This is a genomic window from Bradyrhizobium sp. ma5 (assembly GCF_042258955.1).
In the GTDB taxonomy this organism is placed as follows: Bacteria; Pseudomonadota; Alphaproteobacteria; order Rhizobiales; family Xanthobacteraceae; genus Bradyrhizobium.
In genome coordinates this window covers 3,525,892-3,547,120 of the sequence record NZ_CP170156.1, presented here as the reverse complement: position 1 = coordinate 3,547,120, position 21,229 = coordinate 3,525,892, and the positions used below count along the sequence as shown (strand labels likewise).

The 21,229-nt window shown below is 59.7% G+C and carries 20 protein-coding genes and 3 pseudogenes; 12 read left to right on the top strand and 11 right to left on the bottom strand.

Annotation, left to right across the window (positions count from 1 at the left end):
- Nucleotides 1-4: 4 nt before the first annotated feature.
- Nucleotides 5-553 carry a hypothetical protein gene (locus ACE103_RS16195; protein WP_375780238.1) on the top strand — a complete coding sequence of 183 codons (549 nt, stop codon included), beginning with the start codon at nucleotides 5-7 and terminating at the stop codon, nucleotides 551-553.
- A 124-nt stretch (nucleotides 554-677) separates the two neighbouring features.
- On the opposite strand, the gene ACE103_RS16190 is transcribed toward ACE103_RS16195, so the two are convergent.
- Nucleotides 678-824, bottom strand: a complete 147-nt coding sequence (locus ACE103_RS16190; RefSeq protein ID WP_375780237.1) for a hypothetical protein — start codon at nucleotides 822-824, stop codon at nucleotides 678-680.
- A gap of 180 nt (nucleotides 825-1,004) precedes the next feature.
- The gene (locus ACE103_RS16185; RefSeq protein WP_375780236.1) at nucleotides 1,005-1,646 is read right to left on the bottom strand and encodes a hypothetical protein; all 642 of its coding nucleotides are present in this window, start codon (nucleotides 1,644-1,646) and stop codon (nucleotides 1,005-1,007) included.
- A gap of 417 nt (nucleotides 1,647-2,063) precedes the next feature.
- Here ACE103_RS16185 and ACE103_RS16180 point away from each other — a divergent pair, with 417 nt between their 5' ends.
- A complete protein-coding gene (locus ACE103_RS16180) occupies nucleotides 2,064-2,579 on the top strand; it encodes a hypothetical protein (RefSeq protein ID WP_375780235.1) in 516 nt (171 codons plus the stop codon).
- Nucleotides 2,580-2,889: 310 nt separating this feature from the next.
- A complete protein-coding gene (locus ACE103_RS16175) occupies nucleotides 2,890-3,135 on the top strand; it encodes a hypothetical protein (RefSeq protein WP_375780234.1) in 246 nt (81 codons plus the stop codon).
- A 188-nt stretch (nucleotides 3,136-3,323) separates the two neighbouring features.
- Here ACE103_RS16175 and ACE103_RS16170 read toward each other — a convergent pair whose 3' ends face one another.
- Nucleotides 3,324-3,527, bottom strand: a complete 204-nt coding sequence (locus ACE103_RS16170) for a hypothetical protein (RefSeq protein ID WP_375780233.1) — start codon at nucleotides 3,525-3,527, stop codon at nucleotides 3,324-3,326.
- A gap of 243 nt (nucleotides 3,528-3,770) precedes the next feature.
- Here ACE103_RS16170 and ACE103_RS16165 point away from each other — a divergent pair, with 243 nt between their 5' ends.
- From ACE103_RS16165 to ACE103_RS16150, 4 genes are all read left to right on the top strand, one after another.
- Nucleotides 3,771-4,784, top strand: coding sequence for a hypothetical protein (locus tag ACE103_RS16165; protein WP_375780232.1), 1,014 nt, complete (start codon nucleotides 3,771-3,773; stop codon nucleotides 4,782-4,784).
- Between the two features lie 366 nt (nucleotides 4,785-5,150).
- Nucleotides 5,151-5,447: a hypothetical protein gene (locus ACE103_RS16160; protein ID WP_375781120.1), complete on the top strand. Its 297-nt coding sequence runs from the start codon at nucleotides 5,151-5,153 to the stop codon at nucleotides 5,445-5,447.
- A 192-nt stretch (nucleotides 5,448-5,639) separates the two neighbouring features.
- A complete protein-coding gene (locus ACE103_RS16155; protein ID WP_375780231.1) occupies nucleotides 5,640-5,996 on the top strand; it encodes a DUF6894 family protein in 357 nt (118 codons plus the stop codon).
- Nucleotides 5,993-6,154: a DUF2934 domain-containing protein gene (locus tag ACE103_RS16150; protein WP_375780230.1), complete on the top strand. Its 162-nt coding sequence runs from the start codon at nucleotides 5,993-5,995 to the stop codon at nucleotides 6,152-6,154. Before ACE103_RS16155 ends, ACE103_RS16150 begins: the two co-directional genes overlap by 4 nt.
- A 93-nt stretch (nucleotides 6,155-6,247) precedes the next feature.
- Here the strand turns inward: ACE103_RS16150 and ACE103_RS16145 are convergent, their stop codons facing one another.
- Together ACE103_RS16145 and ACE103_RS16140 are read right to left on the bottom strand one after the other, a co-directional pair.
- Nucleotides 6,248-6,619 (bottom strand): hypothetical protein, encoded by a 372-nt coding sequence (locus ACE103_RS16145; RefSeq protein WP_375780229.1) that lies wholly within the window; start codon nucleotides 6,617-6,619, stop codon nucleotides 6,248-6,250.
- A pseudogene (locus ACE103_RS16140) lies at nucleotides 6,620-7,218 on the bottom strand (SDR family oxidoreductase); the annotation flags it as partial.
- A 2-nt stretch (nucleotides 7,219-7,220) separates the two neighbouring features.
- Here ACE103_RS16140 and ACE103_RS16135 point away from each other — a divergent pair.
- Entirely contained in the window at nucleotides 7,221-7,547 is a 327-nt protein-coding gene (locus ACE103_RS16135) for a tetratricopeptide repeat protein (protein ID WP_375781119.1), read from the top strand.
- Nucleotides 7,548-7,569: 22 nt separating this feature from the next.
- Here ACE103_RS16135 and ACE103_RS16130 read toward each other — a convergent pair.
- Nucleotides 7,570-7,761 (bottom strand): annotated as a pseudogene (locus tag ACE103_RS16130) (SDR family NAD(P)-dependent oxidoreductase); the annotation flags it as partial.
- Nucleotides 7,762-8,020: 259 nt separating this feature from the next.
- Here ACE103_RS16130 and ACE103_RS16125 point away from each other — a divergent pair.
- The 3 genes and pseudogenes from ACE103_RS16125 to ACE103_RS16115 all read left to right on the top strand — a co-directional run bounded on the left by ACE103_RS16125 (nucleotide 8,021) and on the right by ACE103_RS16115 (nucleotide 11,704).
- A complete protein-coding gene (locus ACE103_RS16125) occupies nucleotides 8,021-8,200 on the top strand; it encodes a hypothetical protein (protein ID WP_375780228.1) in 180 nt (59 codons plus the stop codon).
- Between the two features lie 1,350 nt (nucleotides 8,201-9,550).
- Nucleotides 9,551-10,473 (top strand): annotated as a pseudogene (gene ligD / locus ACE103_RS16120) (non-homologous end-joining DNA ligase).
- Nucleotides 10,474-10,942: 469 nt separating this feature from the next.
- Nucleotides 10,943-11,704 (top strand): molybdate ABC transporter substrate-binding protein, encoded by a 762-nt coding sequence (locus tag ACE103_RS16115; protein ID WP_375780227.1) that lies wholly within the window; start codon nucleotides 10,943-10,945, stop codon nucleotides 11,702-11,704.
- A gap of 543 nt (nucleotides 11,705-12,247) precedes the next feature.
- Here the strand turns inward: ACE103_RS16115 and ACE103_RS16110 are convergent.
- From ACE103_RS16110 to ACE103_RS16095, 4 genes are all read right to left on the bottom strand, one after another.
- Complete coding sequence (locus tag ACE103_RS16110; protein ID WP_375780226.1) at nucleotides 12,248-12,463, bottom strand: hypothetical protein; 216 nt, start codon at nucleotides 12,461-12,463, stop codon at nucleotides 12,248-12,250.
- Nucleotides 12,460-13,620 (bottom strand): hypothetical protein, encoded by a 1,161-nt coding sequence (locus ACE103_RS16105; RefSeq protein ID WP_375780225.1) that lies wholly within the window; start codon nucleotides 13,618-13,620, stop codon nucleotides 12,460-12,462. The genes ACE103_RS16110 and ACE103_RS16105 overlap by 4 nt, the downstream gene beginning before the upstream one ends.
- A 7-nt stretch (nucleotides 13,621-13,627) precedes the next feature.
- Complete coding sequence (locus ACE103_RS16100) at nucleotides 13,628-15,130, bottom strand: DUF4331 family protein (RefSeq protein WP_375780224.1); 1,503 nt, start codon at nucleotides 15,128-15,130, stop codon at nucleotides 13,628-13,630.
- Between the two features lie 84 nt (nucleotides 15,131-15,214).
- Nucleotides 15,215-16,978, bottom strand: coding sequence for a di-heme-cytochrome C peroxidase (locus ACE103_RS16095; protein WP_375780223.1), 1,764 nt, complete (start codon nucleotides 16,976-16,978; stop codon nucleotides 15,215-15,217).
- Between the two features lie 475 nt (nucleotides 16,979-17,453).
- Here ACE103_RS16095 and ACE103_RS16090 point away from each other — a divergent pair, with 475 nt between their 5' ends.
- Entirely contained in the window at nucleotides 17,454-18,086 is a 633-nt protein-coding gene (locus ACE103_RS16090; RefSeq protein ID WP_375780222.1) for a tyrosine-type recombinase/integrase, read from the top strand.
- Between the two features lie 104 nt (nucleotides 18,087-18,190).
- Here the strand turns inward: ACE103_RS16090 and ACE103_RS16085 are convergent, their stop codons facing one another.
- The gene (locus tag ACE103_RS16085) at nucleotides 18,191-21,229 is read right to left on the bottom strand and encodes an efflux RND transporter permease subunit (protein ID WP_375780221.1); all 3,039 of its coding nucleotides are present in this window, start codon (nucleotides 21,227-21,229) and stop codon (nucleotides 18,191-18,193) included.

The window sequence follows — 21,229 nt, the reverse complement described above, 5'->3', positions numbered from 1 at the left end:
CGACTTGAGGCTGCAAAATATACCCGTGTTGGAAGTTCAAGCCCGATGGGGTTACAGCGAGTTGACGGATTCTCCGGCCGCCCGGCACTATTCGAATCTAGGACATCTCGTCGCGAAGCGATCAAGCGGGACTGCATTCGAGCAGCTCTCTGAAGCTGAGCACTATGAACTTGCCTTTGGTACTGCGTGCGCTCGGCCCGTTCTGCTGGCGTTTCTGACCGGAGTGATTTCGTTTAACGTCGTTAGGGTCCGGCGAGCCAAATTGGGCTTGATGTTTGTGCCGCCAAACGTGTGGGATCCCGAAAGCGAGGGATGTTTCGTTTCGTTCGAGGAATACATGAGAACGACCAGCGTCGATCTCGACGATCCTCGAAGCGTACTTCCCAAGGGAACGAGCTATGAATTTCCTACAGATCCGATCACGTTTGGTCGCTCGTTCAGCTTTCCAATATTGATCGACGGCTTTCACCGTGCTGCCCGCTTCTGGAAGTACGGTCCACCGGACGGAAAGTTGCTCGCTTACCTTCCGTCAGGTCTGGTGGTAGAGGACTGAATTTCGCTCGTTGGTGATATCTGCGTGTCGCAGTCGCCAAGCACTATTTCTCCACCCAGTGCAATGTCGACCCAGATCGAGGGCGTGGTGGAGGTCCGCCAAGACCAACAGGGGCACGGCCGAATTACTCGGCTAGATTTTCATTCTCGTGGCTTTCAACTGAGCGCCGGTGACACCTCTTGGCGATTAAGCCAAGAAGCACCAGCACGAGGCCAGCAGCGATCATGATAAGCGGGCCGACCTTTTCCCAATCCGCCATCAGTGCCTTCACTGGTTCGCTCGCCAACGTTTGAGAGACCAACAGGGTTCTGACGGGCGCTAAACCAGTTTACTCAGACGAGACCACAGCGGGCGGCATGCGCAGGCAGGTTACCCCTTCAGGGCTAAAAAACCATTGCGCGCGGGCTAGCCCATTTAAGGAGCCGCTCCGCGAGCCCAGCCAAGGCGCACCTCATGTTTGTCCTGGTTCGCCGACAATCCCCTCCGATGCCGACAATTTGAAGTTAGCCCAAACCAGACCGCTCGGCTGCGGATTAGCGCTGAGTGCACCGTTCTGTGCCGGGGCGATCACGAAGACTAGCATGGCACGGGAATGGAAGGACCGGGCGAGCGAACTTGCAGATGGCGCCGTTGCGAGTGTCGCTTGAATTGTGAGTGGAAAAAGTAAGATCGAACGGCCGCTCACCACCACCGCACCGCCGTCAGCACGGCCAATTCCGGCCGGCTTGGTGGAGGCTTCCGCAGGATGAAAGCGGCATTGCAAGCGGGCACATGCAATTCGTTTAGATGACACCGTTTTTTCTAAGATATCGATCGCCTCGCCTCGACGGAGCAGCGTGAGCGGATCCGCGACGCTCTTTGGTGGGACTTCGAGCCGCACCCGGATCGCAAAGGGCCGCGCGGCCGCCCCTGGGTCGCACCGGTCGAACTGCCCTTCTATCTGTTCGACAGCGAGGAGCAGCACCGCTGGGCGAAAAAGCTCCACACATGGAAGAAGCAATGTGCTCCCTTGCCCCACCGCCACGGCGCCCGGGTCACGCGGTTCAAACAGATGGCCGAGGACAAAGCCACGAAGTAATTCGAGAAAGCGCACGGCATCAAGCGCAACCGCACGCGATCGCAAATCCTGGTTGGCCGTAAGCAGGTGCAAATCACCCGGGGCAAGCTTTTCGCCGCCGTCTGGCGCAAAACAATGGCCCGCGTTGCTGCTGACCTCAGCATCTCGGAGCGAGCGCTACGGGAGGTTTGCAAGAAGCATGGGATCCCGATGCCAACGCGGGGCACTTCAACCATAAGAATGCGAAGGATCGCCCGCCGAAGCCGAAACTGCCGCCGCTCAAAGGCGTGAAGACCCCGAGACCGGCGCGCTGAATTGGCGTTGCCACATGCCCGGCATTCTCATTTTATTATATCCGCCAATACCTTAGCCGCCTTATTCTGAGCAAAATTCGGCGGAAGGCTGCGGCTTTTCGGAAGCTTTGCCGTTCATTGCGTTGGCCAGGAGCCATCCATGTGGATCCGAATTTTAGCGGTTGGAATAATTGGCCTGGGCGGAATGGGTGCGGTTGCAGCACTCGGGAAAAATTACGTGTCCGCAGCGCTGACGACAGCCACTTACCCCGTGGCGGAGACGTCGGGTAAAGGCGACCGCCTTCCGTTGATAGCCGAACCCCAGACTACCGGTGCGGCCGTCGTGAATGGACCCGCGGAAGCGCACGAGGTTGCCGCGATCACAATTGATGCTTCGTCCGCAACGACTACCGCCCCCACAGCACCCGTCCAGGTCGCTGTCACGCCCCGTCCGAGCGAACAGCGGAAGGAGCCGTTAAAGATCGTTTCTCGACATTGGCATGATCCCGCAGACACAAAGTACCAATTGGCTAAGCGAAAAGCGGCTGCCGAAATTAGTTCACCGCCGGGCCGCGCCGATACGCCTCAACAGGCCAGCGAGAAGAAAAACTGCAGTCAGAGCGGGCTGGACACCTTCCTGCGGTCTATCAACCTAAAATCGCGCTGCGCTACATAGGAGCTATCTGAAGAGCGATCCGCGCACGGAGAGCTTCGAGGCCGCCTATTTCACTTCCAGCAGTCGGCGCATGCCGATCTGCACGTTGTTACAACTGCTTCGAATAACGAACGTGAACGAGATCGGCTCAAGAGCCAGCACGCTCGATCGCGTCTATTCAGAAGCGCGAGGCCACAGCCGGGCACGTTATCGCGGCTCAAATCGCTTGTAGACCTTAGTAGTAGCAACTCAATCCCGTATTAACCCGCGGTTGCATGCCCTTGCCTTGCCGTGGTCTATGACGGCGTCAGCAAAACCAGGGGGATCCAATATGATCAAGCAATTCGCTCTCGCCGCGGCCTTGATGGTCGTAGCCACCGCCGCTCAGGCGCAGTACCTCGGCACCGGCTCCAATCCGAACAGCCACGGCGTGTCGGGCTACACGCGCAGCAACGGCACGACTGTGCAGCCTTACGTCGCTACCAACCCGAACGGCACCCAGCGCGACAACTACGGCACCAGCGGCAACGTGAACCCGTACACCGGCGCCACCGGCCACCGCACGCCGCGGTACTGAATACTCGTGGCATAGTCGTTGCTGATATTCATCCGCTGGGATTGCAGTCCCCAGATTGAGACAGGGCGCCGCCGGGACAAATCATTTCGGGCCCGGCGGCGTATCTTTTTGGGATTAGCGAGACAGCCGGCGGGCGTGTGCCGCCAGCCTCTGCCGGTTACGCTTCCGGTGCGATCGTCGACGGCGCTTCATTGGCCGCGCTCCACCAGAAAAAGATCGAGCAGGGTTTCGATCTTCCGTTGCTGAGCCTCCGGCAAGGTCTTCACAAGCGCCGCGAACTCTGCGCCGCTCATAGGCGGCCCTACCGGGTCGTTCTTCAAGATGCGGCCCTTAACCGAGGGATGATCCTCCGCCATGACGACAGAGAAATCGGACGATCCCGTCGATCGCAACGCCCGCTTCAGGACGGGGCTGGTCTTCTGCGTTGGCTGCGAGTACCACAACGGCCGGCTGGACCTGGCGGACCTCCCGGTACGATACTTCGGCTGACCACCTTCATCGAGGGGGTAGCTGACCGGGCCGGTATCGTTGACCCGGTCAACTAAAGGCTGACACTTCCTCGATCCTCCATGCACTTACAGGCTTGCTCTCCACCAGCGGTTGCGATTGGATATCCTCGCGGGGGAGTAGTATTGATGCAAAAATTTGCGGTGATGGCGTCCACCGTTGCGCTAATGTCGATGACCTTTCTTTGCGAGCCGATCAATTCGGCCGAGATCAAGAGCGGCAACGGAAAATCGGCCCAGGGTGGTGTCATCTGGATCACGGGAGAAATCCTGCCCGGCGACGCCGACAAATTCGCGCTGGCGGTCAGGCAGGCCAACGGAGCGGGGAAATTTGTCGCTAACGTCAGACTGAACTCCGAAGGCGGCAATCTCCTGGAAGGCGCAAAGCTGGCGGACGCGATCAGATACGGGAAGATGTCGACAAACGTCGGCAAAACCTCGATCTGCGCTTCAGCGTGTTTTCTTCTCTTCGCTGCAGGATCAACCAAGTTTGCCAGCTACGGCGCTCAGATCGGAGTACATGGCGCGTCGGAAGAAAATGGCCGTGAGACAGTGTCCTCAAATGCCGCGACCATTTCGATGGCCAAGATTGCGAAAGAATTAGGTGTGCCGCCCTCCATCATCGGCAGGATGGTCGTTACTCCTCCGAGCGAAATGGTTTGGCTGAGTCCCCAGGATCTGCAGTCAATGGGCGCCACAATGATGGGCAAGCCCGATCAAAGCGTGGCGGCCGCTCAACCGATCGAGCCAGGACAGGTGGCGCACCAGCTGCCCGAGCAGACAAGACCAGGCGAGCCAATGGATTTGCTAGAACGCAAGCAGTCCTCCAAATCGCTCACTTGGGAAAATCTGGTGGACGTGGCTGTTAGACTGTCTGCACAACAGAATGGTGGGCAAGCCAAGTCTTTCAGAAACTGTCAACCGGAAATGAAAATCTGCAACAGCGCGGTAGCGTTCGTTTACGACGGCACCAACTCTATGATCAGAGTGACACGCGATATCAATGATCAAATCATTGAAAGAGAGTTCTGCACTTTCAATACGTCGGCGGATATTCGGTCTTGTTTCGATTGGGACACAAAACGAACGCACCGCGACATGAAAGACGCTCGCGGAAATTGGACCAAAGTAGCTGACGAATAGATACGCCGTAAGCAACATTTCGCATTGGAGCGCGATGTACTCCTGTTGCCTTTGCAGTCGCCAGCGTGGCGCGCAGCCAAAACCGCATCGCAAATGCCTGCAAATATTTCGGCTTCAAGGCGCAGACCGAGGCCGGCACGCCTCATCGCCCGCCGAGATCCCCGTAAAAGGATGGAAACGGCTACTTCATCTGCTTCCATAGGAAAGGATCACGCCGAAGCGAGTTGTGGAGATGGGGCAACCTTCAGGAGGACGCTCATGAGAATATCCACCATTGCGCTGCTCGTGGCGGGAATTGCGGCGGCCGGTCCGATGACGGCTGAACGGGCCATCGCCCAAAACCAGCAGAGTGAAGCTGACAAGGGTGTGAAGACGCGCAATTCCGGTGAGTCCGGGTACGTAGGAGACCAGACTAATCCTGGAGCGGCCGCAACGCCTCCGGGACGTCCGGCCGCAGCAAGCAATGCGGCCGGAGCCAGCAACGCTCCTAGCGCGCAAAGTTCCGGCACCGGAATATCCGGCGCGCCAGGAAACAAGAATGGGCCTGCGCCGGGCCAAAGCACGGTAGGGTCGAATCCTCAGAACGAGCACGTACAGCAGCAGGATCCGTCGAACGTGAAAGGCTTGCCCGGCAACAAGAGCGGGCCGCCGGCGAAGCGCTAACGGCCTTGATTGGTCCAAAAGCCATGGCCGTCCCGGTCGATTGTCGGGGCGGCTTTCTGGCCACTAGGCGCCTTGCGCCGCTTGGGCGTTTCACTACCGTGAACGCGATCTTCTCTGATCGAAATTCCAAAGCGCGGAATGCCGATTGTAAACTTCGCATCGTGTTTGCGTTGCCGGAGAAAGGAGGACGACATGCAACACAATAGCCAAGGCATCGCCAGGATTGGAATGGGCAAGGAACAGCCGTTGGATCGTGCTCCCCAGCGGCTGACTGTCAAAGTCGAGCCAAGTTATGTGCCCAAACTACCAAAGGCCTCGAGCCGCTTTTTCTTCCACCTCGCTGGCGAAATCTCAGCGCATGACGTGATCGGACAAGAGTGCGCATCTACCGATGAGGCCAAAGCACACGGTGAGTTCATCGCGCACCGTATCGGAACGGAAAAGCCCGAGATGATCAGGGAAGGCAATTTCATTTCAGTCCGAGACGAGCAGGACAGAGAACTCTTCCAGATTCCTCTAGCGTCATCTTTTGCGGGAGGGAACCTGTGAACAAGCGGATCGATGAAGCGGTGGCCGCGCGCGCCTACCAACTCTGGGAGAAGGCCGGCAAACCGGAAGGACGGGATGACGAGTTCTGGCATCTGGCCGCGCAAGAATTGCTCAACGAAAATAAGGGCTCACCTCTGCGGACCCCCGACAATCTGTGAAGACTACGTCCACCCAGTGATCCTGAACGCCAAATGCCAGGCAGATATGATCGAGGCCAAGATCGCCGGCACCTAAGCTCACCTCCGGCGAGATCATCGTGGGAACGTTTCTCCGCAAGCGGCTCCGCCACCCGAAGATTGCCGCTTAGTCTGCGCGTACCAGTCGGCGTATGGACTACTCTTGACCGCATGGCGGTTAAAGTCCGGCGCGCCATCATCCCACCAGATCGGCCCCCGCTCCCCTAAACCCCGTTTCGCTTCGTCGATTTGGCGGCGCGCGAGCATTTCGGCCTCCGGGCTTTCGGAAGCTTTGGCCGCCTTCACTGCGCGGCGCCCATCCATCAGTTGCTTCACCAGCCGTGATTTCTCGTCGGGAGTGAGCCCCGGATCACTCATCCGCCAAAGCTTTCCGCGCACGACGAAGTAGCGGCCGTCCGGGGTCACGGGATGTTTGAGGCCTGCCATTCAGATGAAGGGCTTTCCTCCGGTCACTGCGATAGTCGTGCCGGAGGTGTAACTCGACAGCGGATCGGCGAGCATAACGTAGCGCTCGCCAGTTCCGCTGGCTGCCCAGCGCGCTTCATCGGCACCTGCTTGCCGAAGTTCTTCACGGCCTCCTCTGGCATCGTAGACGGAATAAGCGGCGTCCAGATCGGTCCCCGAGCGACGGCGTTCACGCGGATGTCCTTCTCCGCCAGCATCTGAGCAAGGCCCCCGGTGAAATTCTGGATGGCACCCTTGGTCGTGGCATAGGCCAGTAGGGTCGGATTGGGCATGTCGGCGTTCACGGAAGCAGTGTTGATGATCGCGCTGCCCGGCTTCATGTGCGGCACGGCAGCCTTTGCGAGGAAAAACATGGCGTGGATGTTCACGTCGAACGTCAGCCGCCATTCCTCGTCGCTGATATCGTTCAGATCCTTGAAGGTCGCCTGATGCGCGGCATTGTTGACAAGGATATCGACGCCGCCGAGTTCGCGGACCGCCCGGTCGACGATCTTCCTGCAGTGGTCCGCGGACCGGATGTCGCCGTCGACCAGAACGACCTTGCGCCCTTCAGCTTCGACAGATGCCGCCCGGCGCCCGGTACATCGATCACGCCAGCGGGGCGAACCGCGGAGATAAATCGGAGCGGGATATACGACTGCTGGAAGCTGCACTCGAGCGGGAGCCGGACAACGCCCGATACTGGTTTTATCTCGCGTGGTCGTATCGAGATGCCGGCCAGTATGCCGAAGCCGCGGCAACTTTTGCCAAGCGCGCCGAGACGGAAGGCTGGGACGAAGAGGCGTGGATGGCACGGCTGCAGCACGCGCGTTGCCTGCGAGATCCCAACTCCAGAAACTGGCCTCAAGACCCGCGACATCCACATCCACAATTCCCGTCATCAGAATGACGACGTCCGGCTTGAGCGGTATGATCTTGTTGCCCTCCTTGGCATCTTCGTGTTCGTTGAGGTAGGCGATGAGGAGGTCCGCCCCCTCGCCAGCAAAGGCGATGGCGACCGCGCGTCCGATGCCGCTGTCGCCGCCGGTGACGATGGCGCGCTTTCCTTGAAGCCGTCCCGAGCCCTTGTAACTGGTCTCGCCGTGGTCTGGCCGCGGATCCATCTTCGCGGTCGAGCCAGGCATCGGCTGTCGCTGGGTGGGATATGGCGGCTTGGGATAGTCGGGCATGGTCTCATCTCACCTCATGCGCACGGCGTTGGCGCCGGCAGATTTGAGCACGTCGGTCACCTGCTTCTCACCATGGAAGTCGGCAGACGTCTTCTTGCCGTATCAACTACGTCACGGACCCGCCTCGTTGCCGGCCTGCGCGGCGCTCAGGGTGTGCTCCATCCCGGCTCCACTCGCAGGGAATTCTCTCTCGATGAAGGACATGCGCGCCCACTTGGAAAAGCTTCGGGTCGAGGCTGAAGAGTGTGAATTGATCAGCAAGCTGGCGACGAACGCGACCAAGAAGGCACTGTTCGCCAAGCTGGCCGCCCATTACCGGAATCTGGCTGATGAAGTCGAGCGCGCCCTGACCGAATCCAAGTCCGAGCCATAACAGGCACGAACTGTGCTGGAACTGCCATTGTCCGGTATTATGGCGCAACCGCCACAAGCTAAACTGTGAAGACCGCCACTAGCGTCGACAACGTCAACGCTATGCAAACGCATCCGGTGATGGTGATCCAGTCGAGGCGCATGCCAAATCAAAGCACCTCTAGCTGACATCAACCTTACGGTCTTTCAGCGCAGAATACCGCTTTTTTCGGTTCCAAATTATGTGCACTTTGGAACCGACAGCCCTCTTGCCGCATATTATGTTTTCGGCTCCACATGACCCTGACGCATGAGGGACGTTCCATGCAGAGGCGCAAGCGATCTACTCCCCACACATTTCAAGATCAGATTGAAGCTGAGAAGGCGCGATTAGAGGCCCAGCTCAACGCTTTGCCAAAGGGCCCAGAGAGGGCCGGCACTTGACCTAAGCCGGCGACTTCAATCCTGGAGTAAGCCATGCATTCATGTGCAGGGCAGTCTCGAGCTGGCCAATTTTCTTGAGCAGCGCGGCGCACTACCCAACGTTCGCCGCGCCCGTCGCGGTGCGCCTGTTCGGGGCTGTGACAGAGACGGCGTGGCCCTGACGAAGCGCCAGAGAAGCCGCGGCAACCGCAGCCTCAAACGCTGCTTCAATCGTCTCGTAGGCGTTGTCGGCCTTCCCATCGTGGCTAACCCGCCATTCCCCGTCGCGGCCAATGATCTCGTAGCATGCAAGTGACATCGCGCTCTCCCTAATGAGTATTGGTTCGGTGCCATTTTTCGAGGTCGATATCGGACTCGTTCCGTTGCTCCTTTTCCGGATTGCCCTCCCATGGCTTGTCCGTCTGTTTGTGTGAGGCCTTGTCCGACCCCTGCCGAGGATCGTCCTTAGTTATTTCCTTGCTCATGTTCGCTCCTGTCAATGGGAAGCAAAAGCGTTAGCCTCACAGGGGTTCCTCGCGGTGGGAACGTTTCGGCGGTGGGCCGCTTGAATCCCGGTTCTGTGGCGTGGAGTAATTTATGCGTAGGTCTATTGGACACCGTCGATCGTCCCTAGCGATGATCAGACCGTTTACCTCGTCGCCGACGACTTTGGTCGCATCGGTCGCGCCTGGCGAGAAGCCGATCTCGAGACCGCAGACCTTGAGACCGTCATCCAGGAGATGCTCGCGGGCGAGTTCTCAAATCCCATCCGGGTGGCTGCTTTCAATACGTCGGAGCGCTGGTCAGAGGACGTCTCGGAGGACATCGCTCGGGAGATCCAACGCCGGTGCGATCTCCAGCTGACCGACGTTCCGTCGCACTTGCAGGCCTTTGTCGATCGCCATGCCGGTGGAGATCGGCGGCAGCTGACGCTCCGTCTAGTCTAAGCATGCCGTTCCAGCGCAAAAAGCCCGCGGCGATCGGCATCAAGGCGCTGTTTCCGGGCTTCATTGCGCCCGCATTGGCTTCGCCGATCGGCAGGGTGCCTAGCGGCGAACGCTGGGTGCACGAGATCAAATTCGATGGCTATCGCGTCCAGGTCCACCTGGCCCATAAGAGGTGAAGATCTATACCCGCCGTGGCCACGACTGGACGAAGCGCTTCAAGAAAATCGCCAACGATGCCTGGCACATCTCGGCAGCGTCGGCGATCATCGATGGCGAAGTTGTGATGCCCTCACAGAGCGGCGGTACCGACTTCTCGGTCTTGCAGAGCGAGCTTCGCGGCAGTTCCACCAAGATCGTGTTGATCGCCTTCGACCTTCTGTTTCTCAACGGGCGCGACTTGCGAAAGCTGCCGCTTATCGAGCGAAAGGCCGTGTTGAAAACGCTGGTCGCAGGCACAGACATCCAGTACAGCGAGCGCTTCGAAGTCGACGGCCCGGAGATGTTCGCTCACGCCTGCAGGTTGGGCCTCGAAGGCGTCGTGTCGAAAGTCAGGGACAGCGTGTATCCAACCGGCGAGCGCAGCCGCGACTGGGTCAAGAAAACCTGCGCCCAGCGCGAGACCTTGGCGATCGCCGGCTTCGCGCTCGACGGCAACAAATGGGACGGCATCTATGTCGGCCGCCGCAAAGGCGAGGAGTTCATCTACGCCGGCAAGGTCGACCATGGCTTCGACAAGGGCTCGGCCGCCGATCTCCGGAAGCGCCTGACGCCGCTGATCCGGAAAACGCAGCCCTATACGAATCGCATCGCCCACAAGGCGATTTGGGTGGGGCCCGAGGTGATGGCCGAGATCGAGTACCGCGCCAAATCCGCCGAGGGCAAGGTGCGGCATCCGTTCTTTCGTGGCGTGCGGGAGGACTTATGAGCTCGAGCCGCTGCATCTTTTGCGATGACACCCTGTGGGTCTGTGAGAACCACCCCGACCAACCCTGGACCGGCAATCACGCTTGCCGTTGCGGGGGTGCTTGCGCACCGTGCCGCAACAAGCCGGATGACGGCGAGATGCCGAAGCCGCGCGGGCTTCCGCAATATGCTCGACGACAAGCAATGAAATCGCAGCTTGAGTGCGTCGAACCAAAGGAGGCCGCCAACTGAGGCGGCCTTGCAGGAGCATGCGTAGCTTCTTGGTGAACTCGCGTAGGTTGTCGATATATTCCTGAGAGCACGCCACCGAACGTCCGCTTCACCCCCGACACCGGACTTTCGATAGCCAGCGGGGCACTTCCGAAAAGGGCCATTTGCGGACCTCCGGGCGACTCGCTGCAGGCACGCAGGCAATTGGCACTGATCAGTCGGAACTGCTAAACTGCGTGAACTTGTGTGGGGAGCAAATCATGACTGTGTTGAGTTTTGCGCGCGCGGCATTCCTCGCGTCAGTCTTTGTTACATTTCTGGGCGAGAAGGGTCAGGCAGCCGAGCTGCGCGTTCTGGCGGGCGGCGCGATGACCGCGTTGTGGGCCGAGGTGAAACCAAAGTTCGAACAGGTCTCTGGACTCAAGCTCGACATTTTCTTCGGCACCACCCCAAATTTGATCAAGGAGGCGACATCGGGAAAGGCGTTTGACGTCGGCGTCGTGCCGGTCGAGGTGATTCAGGACGCAGGAGCACGAGCAAATTTCGCCGCCGGCACTACATCCGATGTTGCGCGCGTCGGCCTCGGTGTTGCGGTGCGAGCTGGCGCTCCGAAGCCCAACATCGGCACACCTGACGCGTTTAAGGCTACGCTGCTCGAAGCACGGTCGATTGCGACACTGCCGGCAAGCGCCGCAGGTGCGCAAGTGATGAAAGCATTCGAGCGACTTGGTGTCGCCGTGGCAATCAAGGGCAAGCTTCAGGCAAAGGCGGCACCAGCCGAAATCGTTGCGGCAGTTGAACAGGGCGAAGCTGAGCTAGGCGTGTTCTTGCTAAATGTGCTCACCGCCCCTGGACTAGACGTCGTCGGCGCATTCCCTGCGGACCTGCAGCAGGAAGTTGTCTTTACGGGTGCCGTTGCCGCGGACACAAAGCAAGGAGATGCCGCAAAAGCGCTGCTCGAGTATCTCAAGTCGCCAGAAGCAAGCGCCATCATTAAAGCGAAGGGAATGACGCCGGGCTGAAAGCATTGAACTCTCCGAGATTGAGGTTGGCAAACGCAAAGCGAAAATGGTGAGGAGCCATGGCAGCCGGCCCGAGAAGCCGGTGTGGGTCAATCGCGACGGTTTGGTTCGGTTTAAGTTAGGTCCGGCTTACCCCTGACAGCCGACGTATCCTCGGCAGATGGATGCGGCAGCGATGGGCCAAACGCCGGCATCAGCTTGCAATACTTTCATCCGCGAAAATCACCACTCCGCCGGATTGTCGGTCCGATATCCTCCGGGCCCGGCAGGCCCGGAGCCGGCAGTTGCGGCTGGTTCGGAGGCGGAAGCAAATTGCCCCAGCCCGTTCGCGCGCGCATCTGGTCAACCATCGCCGGACTGACCAAGTTGCCACCTCACGTATCTGCCACCCACCCCCGAGCGCCCGAAACACCGCAATGAGGCCGAGCGGAACATTGGCCGAGGCGCCGGCCAGGCTGTTCTGCGCCTGTAGGAGATTCTGTTTAGCGGTCAGTACGGTGGTAAAAACATCATCTCCGGGTCTGTGCGGATATTAGGCCAGAGCTATCGCCAAACTGTACGCCAGCCGTGACCGACGCTGATCCACACCTGATTATCGGGGTCAGTACCGCCTTGCTGGCTCCAGCCCCGGATCATGAATACAGGTCGAATGACGTCATTTACTGCCGGGACCGCGCCATCGGCCGGCAAGGCCCGGAGGGCCGGCGCAATAGCAACAAGGGCTGCGCCGGCGACGAAGTCGCGACGATCGATCATCATGCCGCTGCTCCTTCACGAGATTCCGGCGAATCATGCGCGACGGACGACAATCGTGACGAAGCGATGCTTCCCCAACGCTTTTTCGCGGCTATAAGGATTTCGGCGGCCGCATCAGTTTCGCCTGCTGCAAGAGCGATCGCATGGGTTTGCTGAAACGCACGAACCGTAGGGCGGTTCTTGAGGTTGATCTGGGCCAGTTCCAGCGCACGCGAGGGATCATTGCCGCTACCGGCGTAAAATTCCGCGCCATGGTCGGCGAATGCCAACAAATGACTGTTAAGAAACCCTTCGAACCCTGACCGTGCAGTCTCAAGCTGTTCCGCCGCCTCATCATCCCTTCCCTCGGCCTTCAGCACGTTCGCCAGCCTCCACGAGGCCTCCGGATCGCCGTTGGCGAGCGCCGGCCTGAGCGTCGCCTCCGCCTCACTTGTCCGGCCGGTGGCCGAACAGATCTCCGCCAGGTGCACGCGCGCTCTCACATAACAAGGCAAACTGGCTATTGCCTTGCGGTACCAATGCTCGGCGCGCGCCAATTGTGGTTCCGGAACGAGTTCGCCCCAAAGCATGCCCAGTTGAAAAGAGACCCAGGCCACCGGGAACGGCGAAACATCCTGGTATTCCCGCAAGGCCCGTCGATAGGCTTCGTCGGCGGCGTCAAATTCGCCCAGATCCGCCAGCAGCGCACCGAGCGTCACACGATCTTCAAAACGACCGGAGTTCGCAACGATCCTGCGCCGCCCGTCCAGAACCTCCTCCAGATGCGAGCCGCACGCCTGATCGACGTTCAACAGAACGCGCTTTACGTCTGCCGACGGCGCTCCGCCAAGGCTTGCTTGTGCGAGATAGTGCCTTGCGTCCGAGAAGCGGTGCAACGCGGAGGCGATTTGCGCCTGAATCACCAGGGTACGCGGCGAGGACGCGTCCAGTCGGCCGAGTTGTTCGCCAAATGCTTCCATGCGGCCGAGCGCCGAGAGGTCGCTCGCAAATTGTGCGGTCAGCTGTTCCTGTTCGAGAACAGTTTCGGCGACGCCGGAGCGTTGCGGATCCTGATAAAATCGGCTCCACGACCGCAGGCGCGCACTATTCAAGTTGACCACGGCGATGTCGCCGTCGGTCGTCTGGAAACACTCGCTGTCGAGTAACGCGGCTTCAGTCATTGTGCCCTCAGAAGCGAGATTTGAGGCTATCCAACCCCGTCTTGAACAGCGTCGAGACAATGGTCTTCGAGATAAGCGTGCCCGGGCCGTTCGGAAGGAATTGAGCGCGCCATTCCACCGAACTGCCGGCACCATTGGGCTTGACCGAAAGCATTCCGGTGTAGTTTGCGACCGGCAAACCGGCGATATTGGCATAGCGATAGAACCGGCCCGAATTATCGACCGCCTCGAGACGCTCGATGATCTGCTTGCCGTCGATCGTTTCAATCGTGCGCAGCTGACCGAGGCCAGTTCCGGTCAGGCGAATCTCCGAGATCAGGGGATGCCAGTAGGCGGCGCCAAATTGGCCTATCAGGTCCCACACCTTGTCGGGCGTTGCGTTAACATCGACCGTCTCCGCCACCGTCTGCAGGTCCATACTCGGTGCGGCAAAGTATGGGAAGTTCTTCTGTCCCGGCTTTGTTGCCTTCGTCGTCCCGCCTTGCAGCAATTCGCGGTCCCGGTTGACCATCCACGTCAACAAGACGTCGATCACGTCCGCGTCGACGGTGCGGCCTCCACCGGTTTGATAGGCCCGTCCGTTGAGTGTGCTCCTCTCGATTTCCAGATGGCTGGTGTCCGTGATCGGCTTTGTTACATCGAACAGCATGAAATCATCGAGAAACATGTTCGCGTTCGCAGCCAGCGCGGAAGGGATCCAGTCCTGCTTTCCGTCGCGCATATCCCATTCGGCCAGACTGTCCTTCAGGTACTGGAGAAACATGGGGCGAAGCTTTTCATCGATCGCGAACGGAGTTTGCTGGTTCCAGAGGTCGCGAACGTCGTCGGCCCCCTTCACCTGGCCGTTGTTCAAGCGCATATTGGTTTGTTCGGGACGACCAACCCAATCCATCCGAGGCGGTGGATGTCCGACAAAGGCGCCGGGACGCGGAATAGGTAGCGTTTCGGCGATCACGGCAAACAGCGAACCCTTTTCGGGACCAAGGACGCGCGCCGTGTCGAATTCGACAACGATGCACAGGACATTGTCGTTGAAGAGCAGATTCTGAAATTTCCGCATGCCGTCTCCCTCGAAGAGCCAAGCGAGGATGAACGGATCCGAGCGCATCCCTGCGTAGACGCGGAAGGTTTCGTCGGGGGTGGAGGCACCTTTTTCGTCACCAACAAGAAACCGCAAAGTCTGGCCGTCCGGCATCGTGCAGGTGCCGCGCTGGATGGTCTTGCCGTCAGCCGCGTTACGCTCCAAGCCGTCGAACCGGCAACTGAAGCGCATTTCCGGGGCAGATGTCTCGAATTTGGTTGCGTCACCGACGCCAGCTACCCTCGCGCGTCGGACCACGATCGAATGATTGATCGCGTTCGAGAAGATGGCATCCACCCCACATGTCGGAAAGACGTTCGCAGCCAATACCGTTCGCGCCGGATTTTCCGGACTCGTAAAGGCAAACAGATCAGTCAGATCGGCCGAGGGATCACCGATCTGCCTGGGTCCGTCGATGTGATCGGACATCGTCAAGCTCCGTTGATATCGGACCTAACTGTTCCATGCTGTGGCGCCATCGGATCGCATTTCACGCCACCGGCGCAGGGTTCGTCACGGCTTCTGCGGCGGGCTCGTTTCCGGCGGACCACCGAACGGTGTGACGCGGCCGGGCTCCTCCGGAATGGACTTCAAATATTCGACCAGGGCCCATCGTTGCTCGTCGGTGAACAACGGACCAATAGTCCCATTGCCGCGCGGCCCATCCTGAAACGAGTGACCCGCATTCGAGTTGCCCAGCAGGCTCGTATCCAGGACGAATTGGCCGGGCCCACAGGTCGTGTCCAACCCTACCTTGATCGGATCGAACTCGCGGCCGACGCAAAATTTCTTCGAACGTTCGCTGGCCGGAACCAGCATCTCGTACAGGTTGGGTACTGCTCCGTTGTGCAGGAATGGCGGAGTGGCCCACACGCCGTCCCGCGGCGCCGCCTTATAAACCCGATCGGGTATTGGCGGCTGGGGCAGCTCCCGATACCCGTTCAAATCCAGTAGTTCGGCGGGGGTCAGTTTCAGTTTCGCGACGGCGGTCTCCAACACCGCGCGCCCGATATTTTCTTTGAGCGCAGCCATGGGAACAACATCCTTCCCGCGAAGCTGGGGTGGTAAATAATTGCTGAGTTGTCCTGTGATCCCGAATGGCCGGACGGCCTCGGCCTGCGTGTGATCGGTGCCCACATATGACTGCGGCGTAAGGCCCACGAGGACGAAGCGCTTGCCGTACTTATTAGGTTCGGTCCACCGGTAGGGCCATGCGTTATGGCAACTTGCGCAGTGCTCCACAAAGAGTGCCTTGCCGGACTTGGCTTTTTCACGATCAATTTTCCCGAATACATCTTCGGGCCAGCTTGGCGGCGCAAGTCGTTCCAACTGGTTTTCAACCCTGCGAAGCTCCGGAATGTGCGCGTTCGACTCGAACAGCCCATCTGCTGGAGTTTTGGCGTGCAGGTTCATCGGCATATAGACGCCCATTGTCTCGCCGAAATTGCGGGCCAGCGGGTCTTGCAGGATTGCTGCCCACTGGGTCCACAACCCTTGCGGAGCGTTCCACAGGAAAGGAGGCTTGACAGGCGCGATCCCCGTTGAGGTGTTCTCCGGGATGCCAGGCAGATTGGCGGTCATTCTATTGTTGATCATGGTAAGCGCATCCATTCGCGCAGGCCCCCACGGCCAGAGAGTTGCAGAGGTTCGCGTGGCATATTCGTACGTCAACGCGGCCTGGCGCTCAAAGCGCTCGCGCAACCTGACCTTAGCTTCGGGGCTTGCCGCTCCAAGCCGTGCCGCGAGCCGATCGAATTTAGCGGTATCAGTCAATGTGGCGCGCAACGCCGCATTGAGAGCCTGAATATAGGCTTGAAAATCAAACATATTGGCAGGCGCGCCATCGATCCGTACCTGCTTGCCCTTGTAGTTCAGTCGCGTTTCGTGGCAGAGCGCGCAGGTCGGGCCCGCGTAGTCGCCGGCTGGCCAGTCCCCGATCGGAGTCGCGACAGTCGTCTTGCCGATACCGATTGGCAAACCGTCGGGATTATAGGGTGAACCCGGGGGTTGGGTGATCAGTCCGTAGCGCTCGCTATTTGCGTCCGACCGGAATAGCTCCTGGCCGTCGGCCACCTCCAGGTTCAGAAAAATGTCATAGGAGAGAACGGCGGAACCCTGCGAGAAATGATAGTACCAATCCCGATCGTCCTGGGACCATGCCTGATTGAGGAAAACCACGGGTGGCGCTGGAGCCTGTTGCGCGAACGTCGGCATGGATATCAGTGCCAGGGCAGCAACACCCGCCAGCAGGCCATGTACTGCGCGTCCAATTTTCATGGGGCGGTCCTCCACTTAGCCTTTTCCTCACTGAGACAGTGGCGAAACGGTCTATTGATCTAGATCAACGAGTTCCGCTACCGGTCTTACCGGAGCGACACATCTTTTGCCGCCCCCAGAGTTGCCTCGCCGCGATGGCGAGGTGGCTGATGCGATGACTCGTTTTCTTGATGTCTCCTCCGCACTGGATCAGTTTGTTCCGTTTCGGGTCCAGGCCGTGTGAGGGCTTCCCGACGAGCAGGCACGGAAAATCTCCCCTTTGTAGAGGCTGAGTGGACGGCACCGCTGGGGCGCACAGAAACAGGCACGGCGCTGTACTGATTGATCTAACTCAACGAATGTCTGCTAGGGTCAAAATCGGTCCTGTCATCGCTCGAATTGGACGCAAGCACGTCTCCAATCGTCTCGAAGCGGACGCGGGATTGGAAGGGCTCCGGACTGAAAATGACCAGCCTCACTAGTTGAGGAGGTCAATATGACCGATAACCCAAGCACCATTCCTGCCGTCTCCAAACGCGCTCCTTGGAATAAGGGGAAGATCGTCGGCGCAAAGCCGCCGCTACGTCCGAAGCACGTCTGGTCAATCCGCACCAAGCTCCAGGTCGAAGGCCGAATGCGCGATCTGGCGCTATTCAACGTCGCCATCGACAGCAAGTTGCGCGGCTGGGACGTCGTAGGCTTGAAAGTCGATGACCTTGCGCCAGGCGGATATGCGGCGGACCGCGCGACCATCCGACAAGAGAAGACCGGGCGGCCAGTCAAATTCGAATTGACTGAATCGACCCGGCAGGCAATCGACGACTATCTGCGGGCTGCCGCCAAGAAGTCAGGAGAATACCTGTTCACTGGCCGGCGGCGGAGTGGACATATGACGACCCGCCAGTATGCCCGTCTCCTATCTCACTGGATCGCTGACATCGGACTGGACCCGCACCTGTTCGGGACGCATTCCCTTCGCCGGACCAAGGCGACGTTGATCTATCGTCGAACCGGCAATCTGCGAGCCGTGCAACTCCTGCTGGGGCACACGAAAATCGAGAGTACCGTCCGCTATCTCGGGATCGAAGTCGACGATGCCCTCGCGATAGCAGAACAGATAGACGTCTAATTTCGGGGGCAGAGCGGACGCGCTCTGCTCTGCCCTCGCAGACGGCTTTGGGCCACAAGCGGACCTTTGACGAGTTCTGAATGCCACCCCGACCCAACGGTGCTTCAAAGCGCCTTGTCGAACCGGAACAGCAGAAAGTACCCGGCCGGCACGAAAAACAGCGTCAGCAGCGACGCGACGGCAAGCCCCGACATCATGAGAATGGCCATGGGCTGCCAGAGTGCGCCGCCGGCGATCGCCATCGGGGCCAACCCGAGGACCGTGGTGGCCGACGTCAGCAAAATCGGCCGCAACCGTTTTTCGGAGGCTGACACGATAGCGTCCCGCAAATCCAGCTTCTCGCGTTCAATATCGATCTGATCGATCAGCACAATGGCGTTGTTGATGATGATGCCGGACAGGCTGATGATGCCGAGCGTGCCAAAAAAGGAGAGCGGTTGTCCGGTCAGCAAGAGGCCGAAGGGGATGCCGACCAGGATCAGCGGGATGGAGATGAAGGTCAGCAGCGTGCGGCGGAAAGAGTTGAATTGCAGGATGATCGCCAGGAACATCACGCCAAGCGCGGCGGGAAATCCCGCTGCGAGCTTATGATTGGTCTCTGCGCTCTTCTGGATCTCGCCGGCGATGTCGATGTGATATCCCCCACTCAAGTCGAGCGCTTGCAAACCGGGGCGAACGGACTCGAGGAGTTGACCAGCCGTCAGCGAGGTGCTTCGGGCCGCGACCGTGATCGTCCGTTCCTGGTTCTTGCGGCGTATGCGCGCAACATCAAAGCCGGGTTTCAGCTTCGCGATCTGCGCGAGCGGAATGAGCGTCCCGTTTTTGGCAAATGTCGCGCTGGTGAGGCCTTCAAGACTCTCGGAAGTGTAGGCCGTCGCCCGCAGCACGATGGGAATGAGGTTGTCTCCCTCGCGATAAGTAGACACCGCGGCGCCGCTGAAATAGGTGTTGAGAAGCTGGGTGATCTCCTCGGAGGTTATACCGAGTTGGCGTGCGCGATCCTGGTCGATATCGATCATGACCTTGATGAGCTTGTTGCCCCAATCGTCTTCATTGTCGCGAATGCCGGAAGCCGCCTGGAACAGCGATCTCACCTTCTGGCTGAGCGCCAGCAGACGGTCGCCGTCGGGGCCGGAGATTTCGACCTCGACGATGCCGGACTCGACCGAGCCCATCGCCAGCCGCTTGATCTTGAACCGCGCTTCCGGATGATTGGCGTAAAGATAGTTCCATGCGCGGTCCGCCGCTTTCACGGCGCCTTGGTAATCCTCGGTATTGACCAGAAGGAAGGCCGACGCAGGATCGGGCGCAACCGGTGTCAGCGTCAGATAGAACCGCGGGCCCCCGTCCCCGATGTAAAGAATATGGCTGGCGATCTCGGGATTCTGCGTCTTGTCGCCGAGCCATCTGGAGATTCCGAGCGCCCGGCCTTCGGTCTGCGAGATATCCGTTCCGTCGGGCATGTTCATGTAGATCAGAAACTGATTGCGCTCGCTCAGCGGAAACATCTGCTTCGGCAGGCGACCGAATTGGGTCAGGGCGAGCGCGACCAGCACAATGCATCCGATCAATACGATCGGCGAAAGGCGGAGAGCCGACCGCAAGGCTGAACCGTAGCCACGCTGCAGACGTGACGGCGAAGATTCCTCGTCGCGCGCGGCACTGCCCCCGCGGATGAACCAGACCGTCAGCGCCGGGAGGATATAGAGCGCCGCAATCCAAGAGCCTGCCAATGTCATGGCAACCACTGCCGCCAGCGAGAAGGCGTACTCACCCGACGATCCCGGCAGCAGAAACAGCGGCAGAAAGGCCGCGATCGTCGTGATCGACGCGATCGCCAACGGAAGCGCGTACTGCTCGCCCGCAGCGAGCCCGGCGGCTGCCGGCGGCAGTCCCCGGTCGATCCGGCCGACGATGTCCTCAACCATCACAACACCATTGTCGACCAGGAGACCGAGGGAAATGATGACCGCGGCGATCGAGACCTGCTCCAGCGCGATCCCGAATGCACGCATGCCGATCAGCGAGAACATCACGGCAAAGGGGACGATCAGGGCCGCAATCATTCCGGGCCGCAGGCCGAGGAACAGCACGACCAGCGCAGCGACGACGATGAAGGTCTGCACCACGCTTGACAGCGCGGAGTTGACGGACGCACGGACCTGTTCGGCCTGATAGGTTGCAAAAGCGATCGCATAGCCGATCGGAAGCTGCTGCTCGTACTCGCCGGCCGCCGTCCGCAGCCTGCGGCCGAGCTGCGTGACGTCCTGATCGGGCTGCATGACGACGCTGAGCACCACCGCGGGCCGTCCATTGAAGTAGACCGGCTTGGCCTTGGGAGAGGCATAGCCGCGGTGAACGGTGACGAGATCGGCAAGCCTCACCAGCTTGTCGCCTGCGCCTACCTTCGTGAGCATGGTCTCGATGGCCCGCACATTCGGAAAATCTCCCGACGTCTCGAGCAGCAGGCGGGTGCCGTCGGCATTGATGGCGCCGGACGGCTGCACGACGTTTTGGCCCTGAAGATCCTTGATCAGGACATTGACCTGAACGCCGACCGCGGCGAGCTTTCGCGTGTCGAGCTCCAGCCAGATCCGCTCGTCCTGAACGCCCAACAAGTCGATCTTGGAAATTCCGGCGAGCTGATAGAGCTTCTTGCGAAAATCCTCCGCGACATCCTTCATTTCGCGCGGCGAGAAGCCTTCGGCGGTGATGGCGATAGTCGCAATGGCGACGTCGCCAAAGTCGCTGTTGACGAAGGGACCAATGACGCCGTCAGGCAGTTCGACCTTGACGTCGCCGATCTTGTCGCGCAGCCGCTGCCAGGCCGCCTTGACGTTGCCGACCTCGTCGTTGAGGTCGACATAAATGGTCAGCCCCCCTTCGGACGCGAGCGTCCTGATGTCCTTGACCTCGGCAAGCTCCCGGATCTTGCGCTCGATCGGGACCGCGACGAGATTTTCCATGCGTTCCGGCGCCATGCCCGGAAAAAGCGCCGATACGACGGCGGTACGAATGACGATGACAGGGTCTTCGCGCTTTGGAAAATTGGGATAGAGAACGACGCCCGCAAGCAGCAGGCACATCATGATTGCGACGGTGAATCGCGATCGCGCCAGGCCAAATCGCGTGAGGAGATCCAC

Excerpts from the sequence above, each read along its gene's own strand:
- ACE103_RS16180 (WP_375780235.1), top strand. The coding sequence starts at position 2,064 with ATGTGGATCCGAATTTTAGCGGTTGGAATAATTGGCCTGGGCGGAATG.
- ACE103_RS16175 (WP_375780234.1), top strand. The coding sequence starts at position 2,890 with ATGATCAAGCAATTCGCTCTCGCCGCGGCCTTGATGGTCGTAGCCACC.
- ACE103_RS16165 (WP_375780232.1), top strand. The coding sequence starts at position 3,771 with ATGCAAAAATTTGCGGTGATGGCGTCCACCGTTGCGCTAATGTCGATG.
- ACE103_RS16155 (WP_375780231.1), top strand. The coding sequence starts at position 5,640 with ATGCAACACAATAGCCAAGGCATCGCCAGGATTGGAATGGGCAAGGAA.
- ACE103_RS16145 (WP_375780229.1), bottom strand. The coding sequence starts at position 6,619 with ATGGCAGGCCTCAAACATCCCGTGACCCCGGACGGCCGCTACTTCGTC.
- ACE103_RS16135 (WP_375781119.1), top strand. The coding sequence starts at position 7,221 with ATGCCGCCCGGCGCCCGGTACATCGATCACGCCAGCGGGGCGAACCGC.
- ACE103_RS16125 (WP_375780228.1), top strand. The coding sequence starts at position 8,021 with ATGAAGGACATGCGCGCCCACTTGGAAAAGCTTCGGGTCGAGGCTGAA.
- ACE103_RS16115 (WP_375780227.1), top strand. The coding sequence starts at position 10,943 with ATGACTGTGTTGAGTTTTGCGCGCGCGGCATTCCTCGCGTCAGTCTTT.
- ACE103_RS16110 (WP_375780226.1), bottom strand. The coding sequence starts at position 12,463 with ATGATGATCGATCGTCGCGACTTCGTCGCCGGCGCAGCCCTTGTTGCT.
- ACE103_RS16105 (WP_375780225.1), bottom strand. The coding sequence starts at position 13,620 with ATGACTGAAGCCGCGTTACTCGACAGCGAGTGTTTCCAGACGACCGAC.
- ACE103_RS16100 (WP_375780224.1), bottom strand. The coding sequence starts at position 15,130 with ATGTCCGATCACATCGACGGACCCAGGCAGATCGGTGATCCCTCGGCC.
- ACE103_RS16095 (WP_375780223.1), bottom strand. The coding sequence starts at position 16,978 with ATGAAAATTGGACGCGCAGTACATGGCCTGCTGGCGGGTGTTGCTGCC.
- ACE103_RS16090 (WP_375780222.1), top strand. The coding sequence starts at position 17,454 with ATGACCGATAACCCAAGCACCATTCCTGCCGTCTCCAAACGCGCTCCT.